The organism is Leifsonia xyli subsp. cynodontis DSM 46306 (assembly GCF_000470775.1).
Classification (GTDB): Bacteria; Actinomycetota; Actinomycetes; order Actinomycetales; family Microbacteriaceae; genus Leifsonia; species Leifsonia cynodontis.
Genome location: NC_022438.1, coordinates 362277 through 385994 on the forward strand (window position 1 = coordinate 362277; position 23718 = coordinate 385994).

Annotated in this window: 17 protein-coding genes and 1 pseudogene; 17 read left to right on the forward strand and 1 reads right to left on the reverse strand. The window is 68.5% G+C overall.

Annotation, left to right across the window (positions count from 1 at the left end; all coding sequences use genetic code 11):
• Positions 1–23 precede the first annotated feature (23 nt).
• Positions 24–3899: a DNA-directed RNA polymerase subunit beta' gene (locus O159_RS01740; protein ID WP_021754053.1), complete on the forward strand. Its 3876-nt coding sequence runs from the start codon at positions 24–26 to the stop codon at positions 3897–3899.
• Positions 3900–3983: 84 nt separating this feature from the next.
• Positions 3984–4214: a hypothetical protein gene (locus O159_RS01745; RefSeq protein ID WP_021754054.1), complete on the forward strand. Its 231-nt coding sequence runs from the start codon at positions 3984–3986 to the stop codon at positions 4212–4214.
• A gap of 72 nt (positions 4215–4286) precedes the next feature.
• Here the strand turns inward: O159_RS01745 and O159_RS01750 are convergent, their stop codons facing one another.
• Positions 4287–5021, reverse strand: a complete 735-nt coding sequence (locus O159_RS01750) for a GTP-binding protein (protein ID WP_021754055.1) — start codon at positions 5019–5021, stop codon at positions 4287–4289.
• A gap of 348 nt (positions 5022–5369) precedes the next feature.
• Here O159_RS01750 and ykgO point away from each other — a divergent pair, with 348 nt between their 5' ends.
• The 15 genes and pseudogenes from ykgO (at position 5370) to tuf (ending at position 23440) form a co-directional block, all read left to right on the forward strand.
• Positions 5370–5492 carry a type B 50S ribosomal protein L36 gene (gene ykgO, locus O159_RS01755; protein ID WP_021754057.1) on the forward strand — a complete coding sequence of 41 codons (123 nt, stop codon included), beginning with the start codon at positions 5370–5372 and terminating at the stop codon, positions 5490–5492.
• Between the two features lie 855 nt (positions 5493–6347).
• Entirely contained in the window at positions 6348–7268 is a 921-nt protein-coding gene (locus O159_RS01765; RefSeq protein WP_021754059.1) for a hypothetical protein, read from the forward strand.
• Positions 7265–8239, forward strand: coding sequence for a hypothetical protein (locus O159_RS01770; protein ID WP_021754060.1), 975 nt, complete (start codon positions 7265–7267; stop codon positions 8237–8239). Before O159_RS01765 ends, O159_RS01770 begins: the two co-directional genes overlap by 4 nt.
• A 10-nt stretch (positions 8240–8249) precedes the next feature.
• Entirely contained in the window at positions 8250–8768 is a 519-nt protein-coding gene (locus O159_RS01775) for a hypothetical protein (RefSeq protein ID WP_144267508.1), read from the forward strand.
• 6 nt (positions 8769–8774) lie between these two features.
• Complete coding sequence (locus O159_RS01780; protein ID WP_021754062.1) at positions 8775–9887, forward strand: choice-of-anchor M domain-containing protein; 1113 nt, start codon at positions 8775–8777, stop codon at positions 9885–9887.
• A complete protein-coding gene (locus O159_RS01785; protein ID WP_043993434.1) occupies positions 9782–12613 on the forward strand; it encodes a TIGR03773 family transporter-associated surface protein in 2832 nt (943 codons plus the stop codon). Before O159_RS01780 ends, O159_RS01785 begins: the two co-directional genes overlap by 106 nt.
• Before the next feature lie 443 nt (positions 12614–13056).
• Positions 13057–13824: pseudogene (locus O159_RS15465) on the forward strand (anchored repeat ABC transporter, substrate-binding protein); the annotation flags it as partial.
• Positions 13825–13961: 137 nt separating this feature from the next.
• Positions 13962–15056, forward strand: coding sequence for a metal ABC transporter solute-binding protein, Zn/Mn family (locus tag O159_RS14870; protein ID WP_021754063.1), 1095 nt, complete (start codon positions 13962–13964; stop codon positions 15054–15056).
• Positions 15053–16675, forward strand: coding sequence for an anchored repeat-type ABC transporter permease subunit (locus O159_RS16160; protein WP_021754064.1), 1623 nt, complete (start codon positions 15053–15055; stop codon positions 16673–16675). The genes O159_RS14870 and O159_RS16160 overlap by 4 nt, the downstream gene beginning before the upstream one ends.
• 281 nt (positions 16676–16956) lie before the next feature.
• Positions 16957–17949, forward strand: coding sequence for a hypothetical protein (locus tag O159_RS13050; protein WP_021754065.1), 993 nt, complete (start codon positions 16957–16959; stop codon positions 17947–17949).
• Between the two features lie 13 nt (positions 17950–17962).
• Positions 17963–18457 carry a DUF6121 family protein gene (locus O159_RS01815; protein ID WP_021754066.1) on the forward strand — a complete coding sequence of 165 codons (495 nt, stop codon included), beginning with the start codon at positions 17963–17965 and terminating at the stop codon, positions 18455–18457.
• A 604-nt stretch (positions 18458–19061) separates the two neighbouring features.
• Complete coding sequence (rpsL, locus tag O159_RS01820) at positions 19062–19436, forward strand: 30S ribosomal protein S12 (protein ID WP_011186743.1); 375 nt, start codon at positions 19062–19064, stop codon at positions 19434–19436.
• Positions 19436–19906, forward strand: a complete 471-nt coding sequence (gene rpsG, locus O159_RS01825; protein ID WP_011186742.1) for a 30S ribosomal protein S7 — start codon at positions 19436–19438, stop codon at positions 19904–19906. Before rpsL ends, rpsG begins: the two co-directional genes overlap by 1 nt.
• An 87-nt stretch (positions 19907–19993) precedes the next feature.
• On the forward strand, positions 19994–22108 hold the full coding sequence (fusA, locus tag O159_RS01830; protein WP_021754068.1) for an elongation factor G: 2115 nt from the start codon (positions 19994–19996) through the stop codon (positions 22106–22108).
• Positions 22109–22246: 138 nt separating this feature from the next.
• Positions 22247–23440 carry an elongation factor Tu gene (gene tuf, locus O159_RS01835; protein WP_021754069.1) on the forward strand — a complete coding sequence of 398 codons (1194 nt, stop codon included), beginning with the start codon at positions 22247–22249 and terminating at the stop codon, positions 23438–23440.
• Positions 23441–23718 lie beyond the last annotated feature (278 nt).

Consider the following 23718-nt stretch of genomic DNA (forward strand, 5'->3'; position numbering starts at 1 on the left):
TTTCCAAGAGGAGAGAGTGAACATTGCTCGACGCAACAACTTTCGATGAGCTGCGTATCGGCCTGGCCACCGCTGACGACATCCGTCGCTGGAGCTACGGCGAGGTCAAGAAGCCCGAGACCATCAACTACCGCACCCTGAAGCCGGAGAAGGACGGCCTCTTCGGCGAGCAGATCTTCGGCCCGTCGCGGGACTGGGAGTGCTCGTGCGGCAAGTACAAGCGCGTCCGTTTCAAGGGCATCGTGTGCGAGCGCTGCGGCGTGGAGGTCACCAAGTCCTCCGTCCGCCGCGAGCGCATGGGCCACATCGAGCTCGCCGCGCCGGTCACGCACATCTGGTACTTCAAGGGTGTGCCCAGCCGTCTCGGCTATCTGCTCGACATGGCGCCCAAGGACCTGGAAAAGGTCATCTACTTCGCCGCCTACATGGTGATCGACGTGGACGAGGAGGGCCGTCACGCCGACATGCCCGGCCTCGAGAACGAGCTGCGCCTGGAGATCAAGACGCTGTCCGACCAGCGCGACGCCCGCGTCGCCGAGCGTCTGCAGCGTCTGGAGACCGACCTCGCCGCGCTGGAGGAGGAGGGCGCCAAGGCCGACCAGAAGCGCCGCGTCAAGGACACGGCTGAGAAGGAGATGGGCCAGCTCCGCAAGTCCTTCGACGAGGACATCGCCCGCCTCGAGCGCGTGTGGGAGTCCTTCCGCACCCTCAAGGTCGGCGACCTCAAGCCGGAGGACGCGGACTTCAACGAGCTCGTCGACCGTTTCGGCCTCTACTTCGAGGCGTTCATGGGAGCCGAGGCGATCAAGCGCCGCTTGCAGGGCTTCGATTTGACCCAGGAGGCCGAGCTGCTCCGCGAGCAGATCGCCACCGGAAAGGGCCAGAAGAAGATCCGCGCGATCAAGCGTCTGCGCGTGGTCTCCTCGTTCCTCGCGACCGGCAACTCGCCGGCCGCGATGGTCCTCGACGTCGTCCCGGTCATCCCGCCGGAGCTGCGCCCGATGGTCCAGCTCGACGGTGGCCGCTTCGCGACCAGCGACCTGAACGACCTGTACCGTCGCGTGATCAACCGCAACAACCGTCTGCGCCGTCTGCTCGACCTCGGCGCTCCCGAGATCATCGTGAACAACGAGAAGCGGATGCTGCAGGAGGCCGTCGACGCCCTGTTCGACAACGGCCGTCGGGGTCGCCCCGTGACGGGCACCGGCAACCGCGCCCTCAAGTCCCTGAGCGACATGCTCAAGGGCAAGCAGGGTCGTTTCCGCCAGAACCTGCTCGGCAAGCGCGTGGACTACTCGGGCCGTTCGGTCATCATCGTCGGCCCGCAGCTCAAGCTGCACCAGTGCGGTCTGCCCAAGCAGATGGCGCTGGAGCTGTTCAAACCGTTCGTGATCAAGCGCCTAATCGACCTGAGCCACGCTCAGAACATCAAGGCCGCCAAGCGCATGGTGGAGCGTTCGCGCCCGCAGGTGTGGGACGTGCTCGAGGAGATCATCCGCGAGCGCCCTGTGCTGCTGAACCGCGCGCCCACGCTGCACCGTCTCGGCATCCAGGCGTTCGAGCCCCAGCTTGTCGAGGGCAAGGCCATTCAGCTGCACCCGCTCGTCTGCGCCGCCTTCAACGCGGACTTCGACGGCGACCAGATGGCCGTCCACCTGCCGCTGTCGGTGGAGGCCCAGGCCGAGGCCCGCATCCTGATGCTCGCCTCGAACAACATCCTGAAGCCGTCGGACGGCCGCCCGGTCACCCTGCCGTCGCAGGATATGATCATCGGTCTGCACCACCTCACCACCGTCCGCGAGGGCGCCGCGGGCGAGGGCCGCGCGTTCGCGTCGGTCTCCGAGGCGATCATGGCGAAGGACCAGGGCAGCCTGCACCTGAACGCCACCGTCAAGATCCGCCTCGACAACTATGTGCCGTCCGACGCGGCGGACACGGGGACCGAGCCGGTCACCGCCGTCGTGGAGACCACGCTGGGCCGTGCCCTCTTCAACGAGGCTCTGCCGGTGGACTACCCTTACGTGGAGGCCGTCGCCGACAAGGGGCAGATCTCCGCGATCGTCAACGCCCTGGCGGAGCGCTACCCCAAGGTGGAGGTGGCCGCGGCGCTCGACCGGATCAAGGACGCCGGTTTCTACTGGGGCACCCGCTCCGGTGTGACGGTGTCGCTGAGCGACATCCTGACGCCGCCGAACAAGCCGCAGATCGTCGCGGGCTACGAGAAGAAGGCTGCCAAGATCAACTCGGAGTTCGAGAAGGGCCTCACGACCGACCTCGAGCGCCGTCAGGAGCTGGTGAAGATCTGGACCGAGGCCACCAACGAGGTCGCCGAGGCCATGCACGCCAACTTCCCGGCCGACAACACCATCAACCGCATGGTCACCTCGGGCGCCCGTGGCAACTGGCTGCAGGTGCGCAACATCGCCGGTATGCGCGGTCTGGTGAACAACCCGAAGGGTGAGATCATCCCCCGTCCGATCATCTCCTCGTACCGCGAGGGGCTGTCGGTGGCGGAGTACTTCATCGCGACGCACGGCGCCCGCAAGGGTCTGGCCGACACGGCTCTCCGTACGGCGGACTCGGGCTATCTGACCCGTCGTCTGGTGGACGTCTCGCAGGATGTCATCATCCGGGAGGACGACTGCGGCACGACCAAGGGCCTCGACCTGCCGATCGCGACCGTCGACGCCGAAGGCGTGCTCACGAGCGACCCGAACGTCGAGAACTCGGTGTTCGCCCGGACGCTCGCCGCCGACGCGGTGGGCACCGACGGCACCGTGGTCGCGAAGGCCGGCGAGGACGTGGGCGATGTGCTCATCGACAAGCTCGTCGCGGCCGGCGTGCAGGACATCAAGGTGCGCTCCGTGCTCACCTGCGAGTCCGCGGTCGGCGTCTGCGCCGCCTGCTACGGTCGCTCGCTCGCGACCGGCAAGCTGGTCGACATCGGCGAGGCCGTCGGCATCATCGCGGCCCAGTCGATCGGTGAGCCCGGCACGCAGCTGACGATGCGGACCTTCCACACCGGTGGTTCAGCCTCCGCGGACGACATCACCCAGGGTCTGCCGCGCGTGCAGGAGCTGTTCGAGGCCCGCACCCCCAAGGGTGCGTCCCCGATCGCCGAGGCCGCCGGCCGCATCGTCATCGAGGAGACGGACAAGTCCCGCAAGGTCGTCCTGACCCCCGACAACGGCGACGAGTCGCATGTCTACCCCGTGCTGCGCCGTTCGACCCTCCTGGTGGAGGACGGACAGCGCGTCGAGCTCGGCCAGCAGCTGATCGTCGGCACCGTCGACCCGAAGGAGGTCCTCCGGGTCAAGGGCGTCCGCGAGGTGCAGAAGCACCTGGTGGGCGGCGTGCAAGGCGTCTACCGCTCGCAGGGTGTGCCGATCCACGACAAGCACATCGAGGTCATCGTCCGCCAGATGCTCCGCAAGGTCACCGTCGTCGACCACGGCGACACCGAGCTGCTGCCGGGTGAGCTCGTCGACCGCTCGCGGTACAACGAGATCAACCGCGCTGCGCTGACCGAGGGCAAGAAGACGGCGTCCGCCCGTCAGGAGGTCATGGGCATCACCAAGGCCTCGCTGGCGACCGAGTCGTGGCTGTCGGCCGCGTCCTTCCAGGAGACCACCCGCGTCCTGACGCAGGCGGCCATGGAGGGCAAGTCCGATCCGCTGATCGGTCTCAAGGAGAACGTCATCATCGGTAAGCTCATCCCGGCCGGCACCGGCCTGTCGCGCTACCGCAACGTCTCCGTCGAGGCGACCGAGGAGGCAAAGGCCGAGCGGTACCCCAACCGCATCTTCGCCGACGACTCCGCCTTCAGCGAGAACGACCTGAGCTTCGTCGATTTCGACAGCTTCAGCTCGGACGACTACACCCCGGGCACCTACAACTAAAGTCCCGTACCACGACGGCCCCCGGCGCGAGCGCGCCGGGGGCCGTCGTCGTTCCCGCCCTCCCGCATGCGGGAGAATGGGGCTATGTGGCGCGATCTTTTGGAGTACACGGACACCGCTGGGCGTGCGATGGTCGGCTTCGCCGCTGTCGCGCTGGTGGTGGCTGTGGTGAGCTTCGCGGCGGGCGTCGCGCAGGCCGTCGGCGGAAACGCTGCGGGGACGCTGCCGTTCTGGCTCACGACGATGGGCTGCGCGGTGCTCGCCGGTGTCTTGGTCTACCTCGCCTCCCGCCGCGCTGACATTCGCCGCCACTGACCATCGCTTCCTCACTTCTTCCGGCCCCGAACGGCGTGTCGGCCGGAAGAAGTGAGGAAGCGATGGCTGGGGCTACAGGGGGAAGGGGTCGGCGAGTCGTGCCCAGAGAGTGGGGCCAGTAGCGAGTTCGTCGTCTGTGAGCGCGGCGTCGTCGAGCGCGGCGGTGAGGCCGCCCGTGTCGAGGTCGAGGCCGATGATCGCCAGATCCTGGCCGAGGGCGAGCAACTCTTGGTCGTCGCCCAGGGCGTCGTCGTGGCTGAGCGGGTCGAAGGTGATCATCCTGCCCACATGGTCCCAGTGCGCTACGACGTGGGGCCGCGAGGCGAAGCGGCAGAACCCCGCGGAGCGGACGACGGTGCCGAAGGCGTCTGTCTCGAGTCGGTCCAGCAGGCGGCGGAGCCGCACCGGATGCAGTGGCCGCACGTTCTCGTACCGGAATGCGGCGACGCGCGGGTCGGTCAGGTGCGGCTCGTAGTCGTCGTCGTTGAGCAGTCCGATCCAGCCGGGCCGTTCCTGTCCTGCGGTGAACGTCTCGCCCGGGACCCACGGCTCGATGGCGTCCTGACGCACTCGCAGGCTCGCCTGCGGGCTGAGGTGGCTGATGAGCGCGATCACCGTCGACAGCTCCGCCGTCGACAGCCCCGACCAGTTCGCCACCACGATCGTCGAGGCGTACTCCAGTTGCGTGACGGTGAGCATCGCGTGCGGGATGCGCGGTGCGAACGGGGGCTGCTCCCGGGCGAGGGGGCGCCGAGGGGCAGAGTCGACGCGCTGCAGGTCTTCCAGCAGGCGCGCCGCATCGGCCACGCACACGATTCCGCTCAGCTGCGTCCCCGCGTCCGGGTCGGTGAGCGCTCCGATGAGCTCGATGACCGGCGCGCTGTGCGGGAGTTCGAGAACGGCGCCGGCGGGTGTCTCGGATCCACGGGGCGATCGTCGCGGCTTCGTCCACCGGGTCCGCCGAGATCGCCAGCCGGGTCGCGGGGACGAACTCGCGCCCGGTGAGCGCCGCCAGCCGCTTGGCGTACCGGAGCCGCTCCGGCGCGCACATCCCGACCACCGCGACGACATCTACTCGCTGCACTGAGATCCTCCTGCCCAGCCGGGACCTGACCCGATCCATTGATGATAACCTTTCTCAATAAAGGAGGGCAGATGAAGGTCAGAGCGTCGATCAAATCGTTTAAGAACCAGCCCGGCGCGCAGGTCGTGCGCCGCCGGGGCAAGGTCTACGTCATCAATAAGCTCAATCCCCGGTTCAAGGGGCGTCAGGGCTGAGTGTCCGACAGCGGGCGGGGAGGCGTTCGATCTCCCCGCCCGCTGTCCTCGCCGGGCTGAGCCCGCGATGTTGTCGAGTGCGCTGGATCGCGGTTTCGCCGATCCGCCCCGACGTCGCCAGCGGGGGTCGCGCTTGCGTTCGCGACGCGCGCGGGCCTGTCGCTCCCACTGCCGGCTCCGTTCGCCCCGGGTCTCGCGTGATGCGCTGCCCGCTGCCCGCTCGTTCGCGCGCTCAACCGGTCGCTTGATCGGGCCACATTATGGGGGTTGACGGATTCTCCTGTGGAGTAAATAATATGCGCTGAACAATAATGAGAATTGTTATCATTAAGACCGGGCAATGAAACGTGCTGCCTCACATGCAGAGACGGGAAATCAGGATGCGGACGGGTGAGAGAAGCGGCCGGGCGAGCGCCGCGATCTCTCCTGCCGAGCAGACTCCCGTCCCCGCCCTCAGCGAGCGGCAGCCTCACCTCCACGGCCTCGGTCATCTCGCGCTCGGACGCCGTCCCCGATGCGGCTGCGGCTCTGAGAGCGTCGCCGACGAACGCTGTGAGGTCCATGCGGACGCCGGGCCCTCGCCGAGCTGGGTCCCCCTCCGGCGCCAGCACACCGGCTGGCGCCGCAGCCGCTTCGTCTACTCCGACCGAATGCCCCTCCTGTCCCGCTGAGCCGGGCATCGCCGCCGCCGCGCACGGCGGGGTGGCCCCTGCGCGCGCGGGACAGGGGCGCACAGGGCAAAGCGCTGTCGGCATCGTCCGCCAACGCTGTCTCCGGGGCTGGGCGCCGGCCGGCTCCGCACACCCAACGGTCATCGCAACGCACAGGCACAAAACACAGGAAAGAAGCACAATCATGATCACGAACACCATCGAGCGCACCGCCGTCCGTCGCGGGCGCACAGTCCTCGGGTCTCTGACCGCGAGCGTCGGGATCGTCGCGCTGAGCCTCGGGCTCGGGGCGGGGATCGCGAACGCCGGCACAGCCGGGACTTTCGATCAGCAGCATGTGGACAGCGTCCATGTGTCGCTCTCGCCGAGCTCCAACAAGCTGATCCTCGGCACCAACCGGGAAGACTCCACCGTCGCCCCGGAGGATGGCTACTATCTCAGCTCGGAAGTCGACGCCACCTCCGCGCTCGGCACGCTGGCCTACGACATCACCGTGAAGAAGTACACCCCCAGCTCCGGCGCTCCGATCTGGCAGATCCCGAAGGACCAGCTCACCGCGAACGCGCGGAGCGTGGTGTGGGCCGGGTTCGCCAGCCTCGGCAACGTTCCCAGCGACCCGTCGACGCGGTACCTCCAGCAGCACGGTACGACTGCGCCGAATGCGGCCCGCAGCATGTTCTACAGCCCGGGAGGCGGACTGTCCACGGTGTCGCCCTCGGCGAAGATCCGCACCACGATCACTCTGGTCAGTCAGCCGGAGGGCTCGACGGCGTCGATCGACTGGTCCGGTGTCCCGGGCGTGACCGCCTCCGGCACGGGCGCTGTCTCGAGCCCTTATATGTTCGCTTTCGCACTGACCACGGGAACGGACGAGGCGTTCCACCGGCACACCCTGAGTGGGACTTCAACGCCCCCGGCACGTACGTGTTCAAGGTCGTGGCCTCGGTGGCGGGGCCCTCCTCGATCGCGGCGTCCGACCCGGTCTACTACCGCTTCGTCGCAACCCCGTAGCGGTCTCCTCCACGGGGCGGGTGCTCGGAATCGCCCGGACACCCGCCCCGCACCCTTACCCGTCCTCACCCGTACCCAGAGAGTTTGCCCGTGACTCACACCGCCTCCCGTCTCCGTCGTGGACTCGCCATTGCCGTCCCCCTCGTCATCGCTTTGTCCGGACTGACCATGACCCCCGCTCTCGCGACGGCCCCGTCGACGGTTCCAGCAGCCGGGGCGACGCTGCCTCTTCTGGTGGCGACGCCGACGGGGCTGACTCTCGGGGCAGCGTCCGATCACGGACTCGACCCGGGCGCGACGACGTTCGCGCTGGAAGCGACCGCGGACGGCGCCGCCACCGCAGCGACGACCCTCGCCAGCACGGTCTCGCCACCGGCAGCGACTCTGGAGCAGGCGACCCTCACCCTCAAGGCCGTTGACGCGCCCGGCAAGGCGACTGTGTCGGCGACTCTTCCCGGTGGTGTCGTCTGGGGAACCTCCGATGGGCAAACCCGCAGCATCCCCGTGAGCACCAGGGCGCCTTCCACGCTTGTGTGGGCTTTCACCGCGCCCGGCGAGTACGCGGTCAGCGTGGCGGCCGAAGCCCGCTTCTCCGGCGCTGACGGGACGCAGAGCCAGAGCGCGACGGCCGAACCGGTCACCTACCGGTTCGAGGTCTCCGCTCCCCCACAGACCGTCTCGACGCCGGTCCCTTCGACGCCGGCGCCGTCCGCTTCGGCCCCGGGGCCACCCACGAGCCCTCAGGCGCAGGCCCTGGACACGACGGCATCCTCAGCGGCCGGCAGCGCGCCCGCGGCGAAGCAGGACGCTGCCGTCGTGCTCGTCTCCTCGTCCTCGTCGGCGAAGGCCGGCGATTCCCTCACTCTCACCGCGACCGTCGCGCCGGTCGGCGCCGCCGGCTTCGTGGAGTTCGCCGAGGCCGAGAAGCCGCTCGGCCGGATTCCGGTCGAGCCGTCCACCGGGGGTGGCCAGCTGCACGGTCGCCGCGCTGACGGCCGGTTCCCACAGCTACACCGCGCAGTTCGTTCCCCGCGACCTCGGCGCGTACACCACCGCTTCGTCTGAGCCTGTCACGGTGACCGTGCGCGGAGACCGCACCGTCCTCTCCGCCGGGGATCTGAGACTCGGCCCGCAGTACGTGGATGTCACAGCGGACGCGACCGGATTCGGCTCCTTCCGCATGGGGGTGCGAAACGTCACCGGATGGTCGTATGGGGACGCGCCGGCGCCGTGGTCCGCCGCAGAGGACACGATCATCCACCTCACGGATCGAGAACGCGACCCCGCGACGGGTTTCTGGTCGACGCCGCGGACGACCGGGGACCCGGCCGCGTACGCGCAAGGAAAGGCCGGGCGGCTGCTCTTCGGCGTGACCGGCGGGGACACTTCCGCCGTTTCCGAGAAAGCGGTGATCTCCGATGACACAACCCCGAGTTTCACCCTCACCGCGGTCACCGGGCCGGACGGCGGACGGTTCTCGGCGTCCTCGGTGACCGGCGATTATGTCGAGGACCCGCCGGGCTCCGGCGCCTGGACTCAGCCGGTCGCCTCCACCTGGGACTCGTCGACGCTGACCGCGGGCCGTGCGCCGTAGACCGTGATGGAGAACAAGGTCACCACCAGCGCCAATGCGTGGAATATGGCCTGGTCCTTCACCCAGCCAGGCCAGTACTGCCTGAGCGTGAGGACCGTGGTCAAGAGCTACAAGCCGTCGGCGACACGGTCCGCGCAGGCCACCTACACCGTTGTCGTCGGCGACAGAACCGATCCGGCGACGGTCACGCCCTGCGCACAGGTCCCGCTGGCCGGCGGCAGCGATGACGGCCACGACTCCGGGGCCGTCCCGACCGGCAAGCCGACGGTGCTCGGGGCGGGTCACCTCGACATGCGCGCGGTGCTCGATCGTGCCAGCGACGGCATCACGTTCGGCGTCAAACCGGCAGCGTTCTCCGACACGAAGGACGTCGTCCTCACCGGCGCCTACGGGCCGGCGACCGTGGGAGAGTCGAACGAGGCGCTGGACCCCCGTCTGATCGGACCCGCTGGAACGAAGTACTGGTACTTCCAGCAAGGAGGGGCGGAGGGCGCCCACCTGTGGCCGGGGCTGAGCACCGAGGGCTGGAAGGTCTCCGATATCGCGCCGGGCGCGAACATCGACTTCACGCTGAACGGCGTCGTCGTCCCGACCGCCGACGCACGCGTGGTGATCTTCGACAACACCGCGAGCGACGACGGATTCGTCACGTCGCGACCCTCCGGGGTGTGGTTCGACTCCTCTCGGCTGCCGATGACGCGCACGTCGCAGATCGGGGCGCACCAGCACATGAACTGGGCGTTCACGGCCGCGGGGCGCTATTGCCTGAACATCACCGCGAAGACGCGGCTCGCCTCCGGCTCTTGGGCGTCGGACAGCGGCATGGTCACGGTGTGGATCGGCGATCCCGCCGCCGCAAGCGACGTCGTCCCCTGCGATCGCGACACCGCCCCGCCCCAGGCGACCCTTCAGCCGCTCACGGTGACGCCGACGACCACGGCGACAGTGGCCCGCGCCGGGGGCGCCGACCTCACCACTTATCTGACCGGGGCGGCATCGACACTGTCGCCCGGGTGCAGGCGTCCGCGACGGCGGCGGCCGAATACGTCGACGCGGAGGATGTCGTCTACACCGCCACCGTGTCCAATCTGGGCGGCTACCGCACGGGCCAGGACATGAACGCCGGGCTGAACACCGACCGAATCGCCCCCGACGCTCTCGACGGTCCGCTGACCCTCTCGATAGGAGAGGCAGCGGGCCCCGGCAGCGTGTCGCTGACCTCCGGCCTGGCGGGAACACCGGATGTGCTCAGCCCCGCCAGCGGGAGGCTGACCACCGCACTGCCCGCCCGAACCGACAATCAGGTGTCCCAGTGGTCCTTCAGCCAGCCCGGCGTCTACTGTGTGCCGGTGACGTGGACCGCCACCAAGGCCGGCAGCGGCACGCCCGTCTCGGTGAGGAAGGTTCTCACCTTCGCCGCCGGGGTCGCCGAGGACACGGGCATCACCTCCTGCTCCCGCGGACAGAAGCTGACCGGGCAAGGCGGCGGTCAGGCAGCGGGCGATGACGCGTGGCGGGTGCCGAACCAGTCCACGACCGACTCGGGCGCGACGATCCTCAACAGCGGCCACATCGACATCGCCTCCACTCTGAACGGTGGTGTTTTCGGCACGAAGGTGAAGGACACCACCTCCGTCGCCACAGGGGAAACGCTCTGGCGCGATCCCGCCCGAACGGTCCTGCAACTGCTTCCGGCATCCGAGACCGCCGTCCCGGACAACGCCCGGTACGCCTTCCTCGGCCGCGCCGGCAGCCGCCTCTGGCAGGTGACCGAGACGCAGCAGACGGAGCTCGGCCTGCTGTGGCCCGGGTGGTCCACGGAGTCCATTCCCATCGACGCCACCCAGAGCGGGGTGACATGGACGCTCGACAAGATACAAGGGCCCGGTGAGTTCGCGCTCTACAAGGGCGGCCGGACTCTGGGCAGCGTCGATGTGCTATTCAACACCCGCGACGGGGTCACCGCGGCGGACTCGTTCGAGATCGCCAAGAACGCGCATGTCCACGGTGCCTGGGCCTTCTCCGCGGAAGGTGCCTACTGCCTCGCCTTCACCCGTTCCACCGCTCTCGCGGACGGTTCCAAAGCCTCGGACACCTTCACGCTCGCCGTCGCGGTGGGCAGAGTGGAGGTGAAGAAGATCGACCCCGCCCATTGCTTCAGCGGTGCGGGCGAGCCCGGCACGCAGGACAGTGCGCCGGTGCCCGAGTCGCAGCTGACCGATGCGAGCGCCGGCGGTGTGCAGGTCCTCGGGGACGAATCGGGTTTCTCCCCGGGGCAGCAGGCGAGCGTCCAGGTCGGCAAGGCCCGCGCGGGTCAGTGGGTGTCGGCGTGGCTGCACAGCCGGCCGGTCTGGCTGGGCTGGGCCCAGGTCGACGATGCCGGCGCCGCGCAGGTCCGTCTTCCCGCCGATGCCGCCCCGGGGGCGCACAAAGTCGTCGTGAAGGCCCGGGACGGGTCGCTGATCGGCTGGGATTCCCTCGCCGTGGTGAAAGCGCCCGACAGCGGTTCGGGGGACGGGGATGTCCGTGGAGACCCGGCTGGGCCGGGCGGATCGAGCGGCTGTTCGGCCGGGGACACGACGATCGTCTCCTCCGGCCACCTGGACTATTCGACCCAGGTGGTGAACGTGAGGATCGAGTCGTACCTCGGCGACAGCTCCTCGGGCACGGAGGTGTTCCGGGAGCCGTCAAAGACCGTCCTGTGGCTCAAACCCTCGAGCAAGGTCACGCTTCCCGCCGGATACGGGCAGATCGGGTCCGCAGGATCGAGCGCGTTCATGGTGCCGCAGACGCAGAACCCGGAGCTGATCTGGCTGGGCTGGTCCACCGAGACCCTGAACGCCGCCACGGTCTCGTCGCCCGTGACGTGGAAGCTCACCGACGTGGACGGGCCGGGCACGGTGAAGGTGTTCCTGGACGGTCAGTTCGGCGGCATTCAATCGATGGTGTTCGACGGCGCCGGCTCGTACGGCATCCGCGCCGGCGTCCACGCACACGCGAACTGGGCCTTCTCCGAGGCAGGCGTCTACCGGCTGCACTTCACTCAGTCTGCGACGCTGACCGGTGGGCGGGAGTCGAGCGATTCGGAGATCGTGACGGTCGTCGTCGGCGATGTGGACCCGGTGACCGCCGTTCCCGGCGGCAGGGGCTGCGTCGGCGGCCTCGGCGGTGTCAAGAGCGGAGGTCAGAGCGACACGGGCGGCGCTCGGGCCAAACCGGCTGTCGCGCAGTGCGCCAGCACGGGCGTGTCGGTGATCTCGGCCGGGCATCTGGACTGGAACGCGCAGGTCATCGGCGGCAAGCTCGAATCCTTGATCGGCGACGATTCCACCGGCACTCGCCTGTACCGGGAACCGGACAGCACCGTGCTGTGGCTGAAACCAGCGTCGCGGGTCACTCTCCCCGCCGGGTTCTCGCAGATCGGACCGCCCGGGGCGGCGGTGTGGCAGGTGCCGCAGACGCAGAACGATAACCTCATCTGGCTGGGCTGGTCCACGGAGCTGCTCAACGCCGGCAACGCCTCCGGCCCCGTGACTTGGTCGCTGACCCGGGTCGATGGCCCCGGCAGTGTGAAGGTCTACACGGTCGGTTCGTTCGGGAGCCTGCAGGAGATGGTGTTCGACGGCGCGGGCAGCCACACCCTCCCGCTCGGCGTGCATGTGCATGCGAACTGGGCGTTCAGCGCCCCGGGCGTCTACCGCCTGCACTTCACCCAGACCGCCACCCTCGCCCAGGGGCAGCGTTCCTCCGACAGCGAAGTGCTGACCGTCGCGGTCGGCGATGCGAACCCGGACACGGCTCTGCCGAAGGCGCCGGCTGCGGTGCCCTCTCGAACACGCTGGTGACCGGGAAGCAGAGCCTGGACGACGCGAAGCGGGCCGCCGAGCAGGCGCAGGCCGACGCGGCGCGAGCCCAGGCGAGGGCACTGCCCGGGGGGACCCCGCCACACGCACCTTCTCGACCCGATCGCGGCGCTGGCCCAGGGCGACCCGGTTCCGCTGCTGCTGAGCATCCTCGGAGCGCTGCTCCTGCTCGGCGGCGTCGGAGCGGGGGCGCTGTAGTGGCGGAAGCGCAGGCGGGAGAGCGTCGCCGGCCGGGCGCCGGTCGGCTCGTGACGCCGCTGACCGGGGGGCGCGCAGCTTCGCTGCGCGATCCCCTTCGGCGGCGCTGCCGCTCCCGCCTTCTGAGCGCAGCCGCTCTCGCCGGTCTCGCCGGTCTCGCCGGACTCCTGCTGTCCGGGTGCGCCGCCGAGCCACTGCTGGAACCCGGCACGCACCGGCTCCAGGTGGTGACGACGACCGGGATTCTGGCCGATCTGGTGAAGAATGTCGGCGGCGACCGGGTGGATGTCACCTCGATCGTCCCAAACGGGGCCGATCCGCACACCTACGATCCGACCCTGAGAGACGCCCGCAATGTCGTCTATGCCGATGTCGCGTTCTCCAACTACGCCCTGCTGGAAGAGCACACCATCGTCAAAGCCCTCGACGCCAACCTCAGCCCCCGGGCAGCGAATGTGTCCCTGGCCGAGGAGTCCGTCAAATACTCCGCCGAGCTCATCCCGCTCGTGGAGAACGTGCATCTGGACACCGTCTGGCTGGGAATGCGCGCTGAGGGCACCGGCCGGCAGTATGGGGCCACGCGCGCCTCGGATGTGCTGCTGGAGGCCACCCACGCGGACGGGCCGGGGAATGTCTACGCGTATCTGACCGGAACCTTCGGCGACACCGATGTGTACTTCGACTCCTCGAACGGTTTCGACGCCGCCGACGGGTACAAAGACGACACCGCGACGCTGCCGGCCGATGCGCACACGCATCTGTCATGGGCGTTCACCAGACCGGGGGTCTACCACCTCACCCTGCGCGGTCGGCTGCGAGTGGACGACACCTCCAGGCCGGTCGATCTCGGCGAAGCGACCTACACCTTCGCTGTCGGCGTCACCCCCGAAGCCGCAGGTGTCGCCGATCCGGTGGTCCTCGGCCAGGGGCACGCGGATCTCACCGTCGATCTGGACGGCGGCGGCCTGGACGTACTCTACGACCCGACCGGGGCGGCTACGCCCAGAAGCGCTACGACGCCTCCCGGGTCGTCATCGACGTTCTCAACAAGAGCATCGTGGAGATCCTCGGCGACCCGCAGTACCGCTTCCTCGGCCGCCCCGGTGGACAGGTCTACCAGCTCGCGCAGGCCGTGCTCGGAAAGCACGTCCACGGCGAGATCGACCCGCATCTCTGGCAGAACGTCCGCAACGTCGAGGCCTATGTCAAGCTCATCCGCGACACCCTCACCGCCAAAGACCCCGGCGGGGCCGCCGGCTACCGGGCGAACACGGAACGGTATCTGATCGAACTCGATCAGACCGACAAGTATGTGCGAGACACGATCGCCCGGATACCGAAGGCGAACCGGTATCTGGTCACGACCCACGACGGATTCGCCTACCTCGCCGAGGCCTACGGTATCCCGGTCGCCGGATTCGTCACCCCCAACCCCGCCACCGACGATGCGGCCCGCGCGAACAAGGACGCGCCGAGCGTGTGGCGTTATCCGGACGAGACGGTGCTGCGGGTTGTGGACGCGGCGAAGCTGACCGTTCCCGCGGGCAGCGCCTACTCCTTCGTCGGCGCGGCCCCCGGCGCCGTCGTCTGGGTGGTGCCGCAGACCCAGAACCCCGATGTGGTCTGGACCGGCTGGAACACTCAGGACCCGACCGTGGTGCAGAGGATCAACCGCGGCGCGACCTTCTCTGTGGACGGTGTGCAAGGCCCCGGCATCCTCACCGTCTACCTGCAGTCCGGCGACTTCGGCGCCCCGCAGGTGCTTTGGGACTCTCGGAAAAGCGGTCCTCAGGACATCTTCGTCGACACCAACACGCACACTCACGCCAACTGGGTGTTCACCAAACCGGGTGTGTACCTGGTCCGGATGACCGCCTCCGCGACCCTCATCGACGGATCGGCGGTCTCCGACACCCAGCTGCTGCGCTTTGCGGTCGGCTCCGGCACCCCCACGAGCGACGCGGCGACGGCGACCTGGACGGGGGCGGCCCCGGAAAGGAGTGCCCGACCCTCCCTCACGGGCTCCGGTTCGGTGCCGCCGGGCAGCGGCGCCGCGGGCGGACAGGGACCGCTCGTGCCGATCCTGATCGTCGCGATCGCGGTCGTCGCGGTGGCCCTGACCATCGGATTCGCGACCGCGACCGTGCGCGGCGGCCAGGCGAAGAAGCGCTTCTTCGCCGACCGCGCTTCTTCGCCGCTGGAATCGGACGAGGGCAGCGGCGCATGACCGCGGCACAGGAAACCCCCGCCCTGTCCGTCGAGCACGTTGCTGTCGAACTCGGCGTGCGCCGCGTGCTCGAAGATGTGAATCTCGCCGCCCGCCGCGGCGAGGTCGTCGGCCTCATCGGCCCCAACGGCGCCGGCAAGACCACTCTGCTGCGCACCGTCCTCGGGCTGCTGCGCCCCGTCGCCGGCCGCGCCCTGGTCGGGGGCCGCCCGGCCAGACCGGGCAGCGCCGAGATCGGCTATGTGCCCCAGTGGCACGAGTTCTCCTGGGAGTATCCGCTCTCGGTCGCCGGCGCCGTCATGACCGGTCTCACCGGCCGGCTGGGCCTGCTCCGCCACCTCGGCGCGAACGAGTGGGAGGCGGTCGCCGACGCCCTCGACCGGGTTCGCATGACCGCCCTCGCCGACCGCCCCGTCGGGCAGCTCTCCGGCGGGCAGCGGCAACGCGTCCTCGTCGCCCGCGCCCTCGCCCTGCGCCCGTCCCTCCTGCTGCTCGACGAGCCGTTCACCGGGCTCGACATGCCCGCTCAGGAGATCCTCGGCGAACTGTTCACCCAGCTCGCCCGGGAGAACCGGGCCGTGCTGATGACCACCCACGACCTCGCTTCCGCCCTCTACCGCTGCGATCGCCTCGCCCTCCTGAACCGCACTGTCATCGCCACCGGCAAGCCCGGCCGAGCTGACCGCGCGCCCGGAGGCCTGGACGGCCGCCTTCGGCGTCGGCCCCGACAGTCCGCTGCTGCGCATCCTGAAAGCCGCGTGAACATGAATCCGTTCGACTTCTTCACCGATCTGTTCCATCCCGGTCTCGCCTTCCTCCCGAAGGCCCTCGCGGTCGCGGTCATCTCGTCCACGGTCTGCGGCATCGTCGGCGTCCATGTCGTGCTGCGCGGTATGGCCTTCATCGGAGACGCCGTCTCCCACGCTGTCTTCCCGGGCCTGGCGATCGCCTTCGCCCTCTCCGGCGACCTCGTCCTCGGCGGGGTGTTCGCCGGCGTCGCCACGGCGGTGCTGGTCGCCGTCTTCTCCCAGAACCGCCGCCTCAACGAGTCCTCGATCATCGGCGTGCTCTTCGTCGCCGCGTTCGCCCTCGGCGTCGTGGTCATCTCCCAGACTCCCGGATACGCCGGGTCTCTCGAACAGTTCCTGTTCGGCTCGATCACCGGCATCCCCGACCGCGACCTCTCTATCGCCGGCATCGTGGGCGTCGCCGTGCTCGCGGCGATGTTCCTGCTGCACAAAGAGTTCGTCGCCATCAGCCTGGACCGAGAGTCCGCACGCGCCCTCGGCGTTCCCGTGTTCTGGCTCGACCTGGCGCTCTACGTGCTGGTCACCCTCGCGGTTGTCATCAGCGTGCAGACCATCGGCAACATCCTCGTCCTCGCCTTGCTGGTCACCCCGGCGGCGACGGCGCGGATGCTCACCGATCGTCTCGGCGTGACGATGTCCCTCTCGCCCGTCATCGGCGGGATCGGCGCGTTCATCGGCCTGTACCTGTCCTGGTCGTGGGACACCCCCACCGGCGGAACCATCGTCCTGGTCCTCACCGCCGCCTTCCTTGTCGCCTGGTTCCTCTCGCCGCGGCAGGGGCTGCTGGGCGAGGCCGTCCGCGGCGCCTAGCGAACGCTGGCCGCCGTCGCACGGGTCCCCGCACGCCACCCGGGCGGCAGTGCGGAGGAAGCCTGAGGGGCTGATCACACCCCTCGTCATCCCCACCGGCGACGGGGCTCGTCCGGAGCGATCCGTGTTGCGCTGGCTGCTGCCCAGCCGCCGGCGGAGACCGTCGAGGGCCGCCGCTCAGAAGTGACGGCGCTCGCCCTCCCTCCCTGGACATCCCCTTTCCCGTTGCTACAGTGGGCAGCACTGACAGCTGCCCGACCGGGCCGATCGAGGAGTGGATCATGAGCGACACCCCGCCGGAAGACAAGCCGGAGCTGGCGACGGAGTCAGCCGAGTCGGCGGCAGCCGAGGCGCACAGCATCGACCCGGAGGTCGCCGCCCCGCCATCGAGGCCGGTCTCCGCCCGCGGGCACCTTAACCGGCCGGCCGCGGGCGCCCCGCCCGCCGAGCCCATCGCCGCGGCTCCGCCCGCCGCCCCCACTGCGGTCGAGCCCGAGCCGGTCGTCCCCAGCGACGAGGAGGTCGCGGCCGCTGTGGCCCGCAACACGCCCGAGTCCGCCGCTGCCGGAAGCGCCACCGTCGACACCGCATCGCCCGCCGAATCGGCCGCTCCGGTCACCGCCGCGGCCGAGGCCGCCAATCGGAACGGTGGTTCCCCGGCCACCGAGGCATACGCCCCGCAGCCGGTCGCGCCGGTCTTCATCCAGCGTCCGGAGGCGCCGAAGAAGAAGAGCAACCGCGGCTTCGGCCTCCTGATCGCCCTCGCCGGGACGGTGGCCTTCGCCGTCCTGTGGGCCGTCGTGGTGGTCCTCGTGGGCTCGCTCATCGCTCCGGGCGACGAGTTCCTCCCCGCGTTGCAGCAGTACTTCACCGGCCAGCTCTCCGGGTGGGCGCCGATCGTGGCGTTCTTCGTCGGGATGGCCGTCCTCATCCAGATCGTGAACCGCGCCCGCTGGTGGGGCTACATCCTGGGCGGGCTCGTGGTCGCGGTCTTCGTCTACTTCGTCTACATCGGCGCGGGTCTGATCGACGCCCACTACTGGCAGCGCACGCCCGACGAGTTCCAGGTCCTGCTGCGCAGCGCCTGGGTGAACCCGTTCGCCGTCCTCTCCGCTGTGCTCGCACGCGAGGTCTCGGTCTGGACGGGCGCCTGGCTCGCCGCCCGCAGTCGCCGGCTCAAAGCGCGCAACGCCGAGGCGCAGGCTGACTACGAGCAGCAGCTGGTAGACGCTCAGAACCAGGCCGTCGCCGCGTACGCGCAGCAGAGCTACTGAGCCCGGAGGCTCCGTGCGTGATGAGCGCGCCTACGCGACCGTCGTGGCGTGCTTCGCGGCCGGGCTCTACCTTGCGCTGTTGGTGGCGGGATTCGGCCTGATCTCCCTGGCGACGAACACCGAGGTGATCGCGGATTCGCGCGCCGGCCCGCTGATCGGCCCGGCGATGACCGGCGCGGCGGTCGCGCTGCTGCTGATCCTCCTCATCCTGTTCGGGCGCCGGGCGGCGGGGGAGCGCCAGCGCGTCGCTCCGGGTCTCGCGTTCGGCGCGGCCGCGGCCTGCTACCTCGTCTTCGCCGCCGCCGGGGGAGTGGCCGGCATCGCGGGCGATCCGGGCCAGCCGTTCCACTACGTCCTGTTCGCCGTGGCTCAACTCGGCAGCGTCTACGCGATCGTCGCCGGCCTTCTCGGCTTCGTCGTCGCTCTGCTCTACCAGCTTGTGCTGGTCGGCCGCTTCCGCCAGCGCGGCCGCCCGCGCTGGCCGTGGGAGGACGGCGACGAGGAATGACGGGCGGGGCGTCCCCGCCGCTCCGTTCGTCGGGCGGTTCTGACGGCCGCAGGCTAACAGAGGATTTTTCGGCGATATTCTTGCGAATCTCCTCCCTTTCGCGACATCCGCCCCTTCCCCTTCCCGAATCTCCTCCCTTTCTGTCGCCGGTCGGAAACGGAGCAGAAGATGGCTGGTGAACGGGGCAAGAGCAGGAAACGGAGGAGGACGCGGGAACTGGTGGCTGGTTCTCCTCCGTCTCCGACAGGGCGAGCCGTATCGAGAGGGCGAGCCGTATCGAGAGGGCGGACGGGACACCGCACTCTTCGCAACCTCGGGGGCAGCTAACAGGCGATCATTTGACCAGCTTTTGCACGGACGATAGTATTTATCGGGTGTGCGCTCTGTCGCGCGCTCGTCTTGTGGTCACCGACCGGCTCGGTCCGGGCCCGGGATGAGCGGGCCGGCACGTATTCATCCGATGGGCTGGGAGACCGCACGGGAACCCGCCCCCACGGCATATCGGCAGCTCGCCGATCACCCCACGACCAGAGGCGCCGCGAGGCGCGGCTGGGCCGCGGGAAAGCAACAACTGTCACCGTGCAGTCCTCAGAGGAGAAGTTCAGTGCCAACTATTCAGCAGTTGGTCCGCAAGGGCCGGACGCCGAAGGTCACCAAGACCAAGGCTCCCGCCCTGAAGGCCAACCCCCAGCAGCGCGGCGTCTGCACCCGCGTCTACACCACCACCCCCAAGAAGCCGAACTCGGCGCTCCGCAAGGTCGCGCGTGTCAAGCTCTCGAACGGGACCGAGGTCACCGCTTACATCCCCGGCGAGGGTCACAACCTGCAGGAGCACTCAATGGTGCTCGTCCGTGGCGGGCGTGTGAAGGACCTCCCGGGCGTCCGCTACAAGATCGTTCGCGGCGCGCTGGACACCCAGGCCGTCAAGAACCGCAAGCAGGCTCGCAGCCGCTACGGCGCGAAGATGGAGAAGAAGTAATGCCTCGCAAGGGTCCCGCTCCGAAGCGCCCCGTCGTCGCCGACCCGGTCTACGGTTCGCCGGTCGTCAGCCAGCTCGTCAACAAGATCCTCCTCGACGGCAAGAAGGGCCTCGCCGAGCGCATCGTCTACGATGCGCTCGAAGGCGTCTCCTCCAAGTCGGGCAACGATGCCGTCGCCACGCTCAAGAAGGCGCTGGACAACATCCGCCCGACCCTCGAGGTCCGCAGCCGCCGCGTCGGCGGCTCGACCTACCAGGTGCCGGTCGAGGTCAAGCCGCACCGTGCCAACACCCTCGCGCTGCGCTGGCTCACCAGCTACGCCAAGGGCCGTCGCGAGAAGACGATGACCGAACGCCTCGCCAACGAGATCCTGGACGCCTCCAACGGCCTCGGCGCGGCTGTGAAGCGCCGGGAGGACACTCACAAGATGGCCGAGTCGAACAAGGCCTTCGCTCACTACCGCTGGTAGCGATTCCGCTCGCCCGGGCGGCGCGCTCGTCAGAAGCGCACCGCCCGGACCGCGCCCCTTCCACTTTCTATCTTTCGGAGGAACCCTGTGGCACAGGACGTGCTCACCGACCTGCATAAGGTCCGTAACATCGGCATCATGGCCCACATCGACGCTGGCAAGACCACCACGACCGAGCGCATCCTGTTCTACACGGGCGTCAATCACAAGCTGGGCGAGACGCACGACGGCGCTTCGACCACCGACTGGATGGAGCAGGAGAAGGAGCGCGGCATCACCATCACGTCCGCGGCCGTCACCTGTTTCTGGAACAAGAACCAGATCAACATCATCGACACCCCGGGCCACGTCGACTTCACCGTCGAGGTGGAGCGTTCGCTGCGCGTCCTCGACGGCGCCGTCGCCGTCTTCGACGCCAAGGAGGGTGTCGAGCCCCAGTCCGAGACCGTGTGGCGTCAGGCCGACAAGTACGTCGTCCCCCGCATCTGCTTCGTCAACAAGATGGACAAGCTGGGCGCCGACTTCTACTTCACGGTCGACACCATCGTCTCGCGTCTCGGCGCGAAGCCGTTGGTGATGCAGCTGCCGATCGGTTCCGAGTCCGACTTCATCGGTGTCGTGGACCTCATCGAGATGCGCGCGCTGGTCTGGCCGGGCGACGCCAAGGGCGATGTGACCATGGGCGCCAAGTACGAGGTCCAGGAGATCCCCGCAGACCTCAAAGAGAAGGCCGACGAGTACCGCGCCAAGCTCGTCGAGACCGTCGCCGAGAGCGACGACGCGCTGCTGGAGAAGTTCTTCGGCGGCGAGGAGATCACCGTTCCGGAGATCAAGGCGGCCATCCGCAAGCTCACCGTGAACAACGAGATCTACCCGGTGCTCTGCGGCTCGGCGTTCAAGAACCGCGGTGTGCAGCCCATGCTCGACGCGGTCATCGACTACCTGCCCTCTCCGCTCGACGTTCCCGCCATCGAGGCGCACGACCCGCGCGACGAGGAGAAAGTCATCCTGCGTCACGCCGACGCCACCGAGCCCTTCTCGGCGCTGGCCTTCAAGGTCGCCGTCCACCCCTTCTTCGGCCGTCTCACGTACGTCCGCATCTACTCGGGCCGCGTCGAGTCGGGCGCCCAGGTCATCAACTCGACCAAGGGCCGCAAGGAGCGCATCGGCAAGATCTTCCAGATGCACGCCAACAAGGAGAACCCGGTCGACTACGTCACCGCGGGCAACATCTACGCGGTGATCGGCCTGAAGGACACCACCACCGGCGACACCCTGTGCGACCCGGCCAACGAGGTGGTCCTCGAGTCCATGACCTTCCCCGAGCCGGTGATCGAGGTCGCCATCGAGCCGAAGACCAAGGCCGACCAGGAGAAGCTCGGGACGGCCATCCAGAAGCTCGCCGAAGAGGACCCGACGTTCCGCACCGAGCAGAACCAGGAGACCGGTCAGACGGTCATCAAGGGCATGGGCGAGCTGCACCTCGACATCCTCGTGGACCGCATGAAGCGCGAGTTCAACGTCGAGGCCAACGTCGGCAAGCCGCAGGTGGCCTACCGCGAGACCCTCCGCCGCACGGTCGAGAAGCACGACTACACCCACAAGAAGCAGACCGGTGGCTCCGGTCAGTTCGCGAAGGTGCAGATCACCCTGGAACCGCTCGAGGTCACTCCGGAGACCTCGTACGAGTTCGTGAACGCCGTGACCGGTGGCCGCGTTCCCCGCGAGTACATCCCCTCGGTCGACGCGGGCATCCAGGACGCGATGCAGATCGGCGTCCTCGCCGGCTTCCCGACGGTGGGCGTCAAGGCGACGCTCGTCGACGGTGCCTCGCACGACGTCGACTCTTCGGAGATGGCGTTCAAGATCGCGGGCTCGATGGCCTACAAGGAGGCCGCCCGCAAGGCGAACCCGGTGCTGCTGGAGCCGCTCATGGCGGTCGAGGTGCGCACCCCCGAGGAGTACATGGGCGACGTCATCGGCGACCTGAACTCGCGTCGCGGGCAGATCCAGTCGATGGAGGACGCCAGCGGTGTGAAGGTCGTCAAGGCGAACGTCCCGCTGTCCGAGATGTTCGGCTACATCGGCGACCTGCGTTCCAAGACCTCGGGCCGGGCGGTGTACTCGATGCAGTTCGACAGCTACGCAGAAGTCCCGAAGGCCGTCGCCGACGAGATCGTCCAGAAGAGCAAGGGCGAGTGACTCCGGTCGCTCGCGAACGCGTCGTTCTGACACCCGGGCAACATCCCGTAACGTAACATAAGAAACCAATCCGTAGATCCGCCGTTCGAAGTCGTTTCGAACGGGGGCGCTACACGAGAGTCCTGAGGAGGACCCACAGTGGCTAAGGCCAAGTTCGAGCGGACTAAGCCGCACGTCAACATCGGAACCATCGGTCACGTCGACCACGGCAAGACGACGCTCACCGCGGCGATCTCCAAGGTGCTTGCGGACAAGTACCCGTCGGCGACCAACGTTCAGCGCGACTTCGCGTCGATCGACTCGGCTCCGGAAGAGCGTCAGCGTGGTATCACGATCAACATCTCGCACGTCGAGTACGAGACGCCGAAGCGCCACTACGCGCACGTTGACGCCCCGGGCCACGCCGACTACATCAAGAACATGATCACCGGCGCCGCTCAGATGGACGGCGCGATCCTCGTGGTCGCCGCCACCGACGGCCCGATGGCTCAGACCCGCGAGCACGTCCTGCTCGCCAAGCAGGTCGGCGTGCCGTACCTGCTCGTCGCGCTGAACAAGTCCGACATGGTGGACGACGAGGAGATCCTGGAGCTCGTCGAGCTCGAGGTCCGCGAGCTGCTCTCCAGCCAGGACTTCCCCGGCGACGACGCTCCGGTCGTCCGCGTCTCGGGCCTCAAGGCTCTTGAGGGCGACGAGAAGTGGGTGCAGTCGGTCCTCGACCTCATGGAGGCCGTCGACGCGTCCATCCCGGACCCGGTTCGCGACAAGGACAAGCCGTTCCTGATGCCGGTCGAGGACGTCTTCACGATCACCGGTCGTGGAACCGTCGTCACGGGCCGCGCCGAGCGCGGCACCCTGGCCATCAACTCCGAGGTCGAGATCGTCGGCATCCGCGCGACGCAGAAGACCACGGTCACCGGCATCGAGATGTTCCACAAGCAGCTCGACGAAGCCTGGGCCGGCGAGAACTGTGGTCTGCTCCTCCGCGGCACCAAGCGGGAGGACGTCGAGCGCGGTCAGGTCGTCGTGAAGCCGGGTTCGGTCACGCCGCACACCAACTTCGAGGGCACCGCGTACATCCTCTCGAAGGAGGAGGGCGGCCGTCACAACCCCTTCTACACGAACTACCGTCCGCAGTTCTACTTCCGCACCACTGACGTCACCGGCGTCATCTCGTTGCCCGAGGGCACCGAGATGGTCATGCCCGGCGACACCACCGACATGTCGGTCGAGCTGATCCAGCCGATCGCCATGGAGGAGGGCCTCGGCTTCGCCATCCGTGAGGGTGGCCGCACCGTGGGCGCTGGAACGGTGACGAAGATCCTCAAATAGTCGTCTCAGACCGCTCGGAGAAGGGCCGGACCGAAAGGGTCCGGCCCTTTTTCGTCGCACTTCTGACCACCCCCATTGGGGGCACTTGTCTCGCTGGATAGGTTCCGAGGGTTGGCCTGAGTCAGGGAGTGTGGTCGTGCGCGGTCGTCGGAGTCTGTCAGCGGTTCTGGGAGGCGCGGTGGTCGCTGTTGCGGCGTTCGTCCCGCAGTCGGCCTCGGCCTCCACCGGTCAGTCTGTCACCGACCTGTCCAGCGCCTCGGCGGAGGAACTGGTCGCCT

What these genes read in the sequence shown, in the direction of transcription:
- O159_RS01765 (WP_021754059.1), top strand. Translation starts at nt 6,348, where the DNA reads ATGATCACGAACACCATCGAGCGCACCGCCGTCCGTCGCGGGCGCACA.
- O159_RS01780 (WP_021754062.1), top strand. Translation starts at nt 8,775, where the DNA reads ATGGAGAACAAGGTCACCACCAGCGCCAATGCGTGGAATATGGCCTGG.
- O159_RS16160 (WP_021754064.1), top strand. Translation starts at nt 15,053, where the DNA reads ATGACCGCGGCACAGGAAACCCCCGCCCTGTCCGTCGAGCACGTTGCT.
- O159_RS01745 (WP_021754054.1), top strand. Translation starts at nt 3,984, where the DNA reads ATGTGGCGCGATCTTTTGGAGTACACGGACACCGCTGGGCGTGCGATG.
- rpsG (WP_011186742.1), top strand. Translation starts at nt 19,436, where the DNA reads ATGCCTCGCAAGGGTCCCGCTCCGAAGCGCCCCGTCGTCGCCGACCCG.
- ykgO (WP_021754057.1), top strand. Translation starts at nt 5,370, where the DNA reads ATGAAGGTCAGAGCGTCGATCAAATCGTTTAAGAACCAGCCCGGCGCG.
- O159_RS13050 (WP_021754065.1), top strand. Translation starts at nt 16,957, where the DNA reads ATGAGCGACACCCCGCCGGAAGACAAGCCGGAGCTGGCGACGGAGTCA.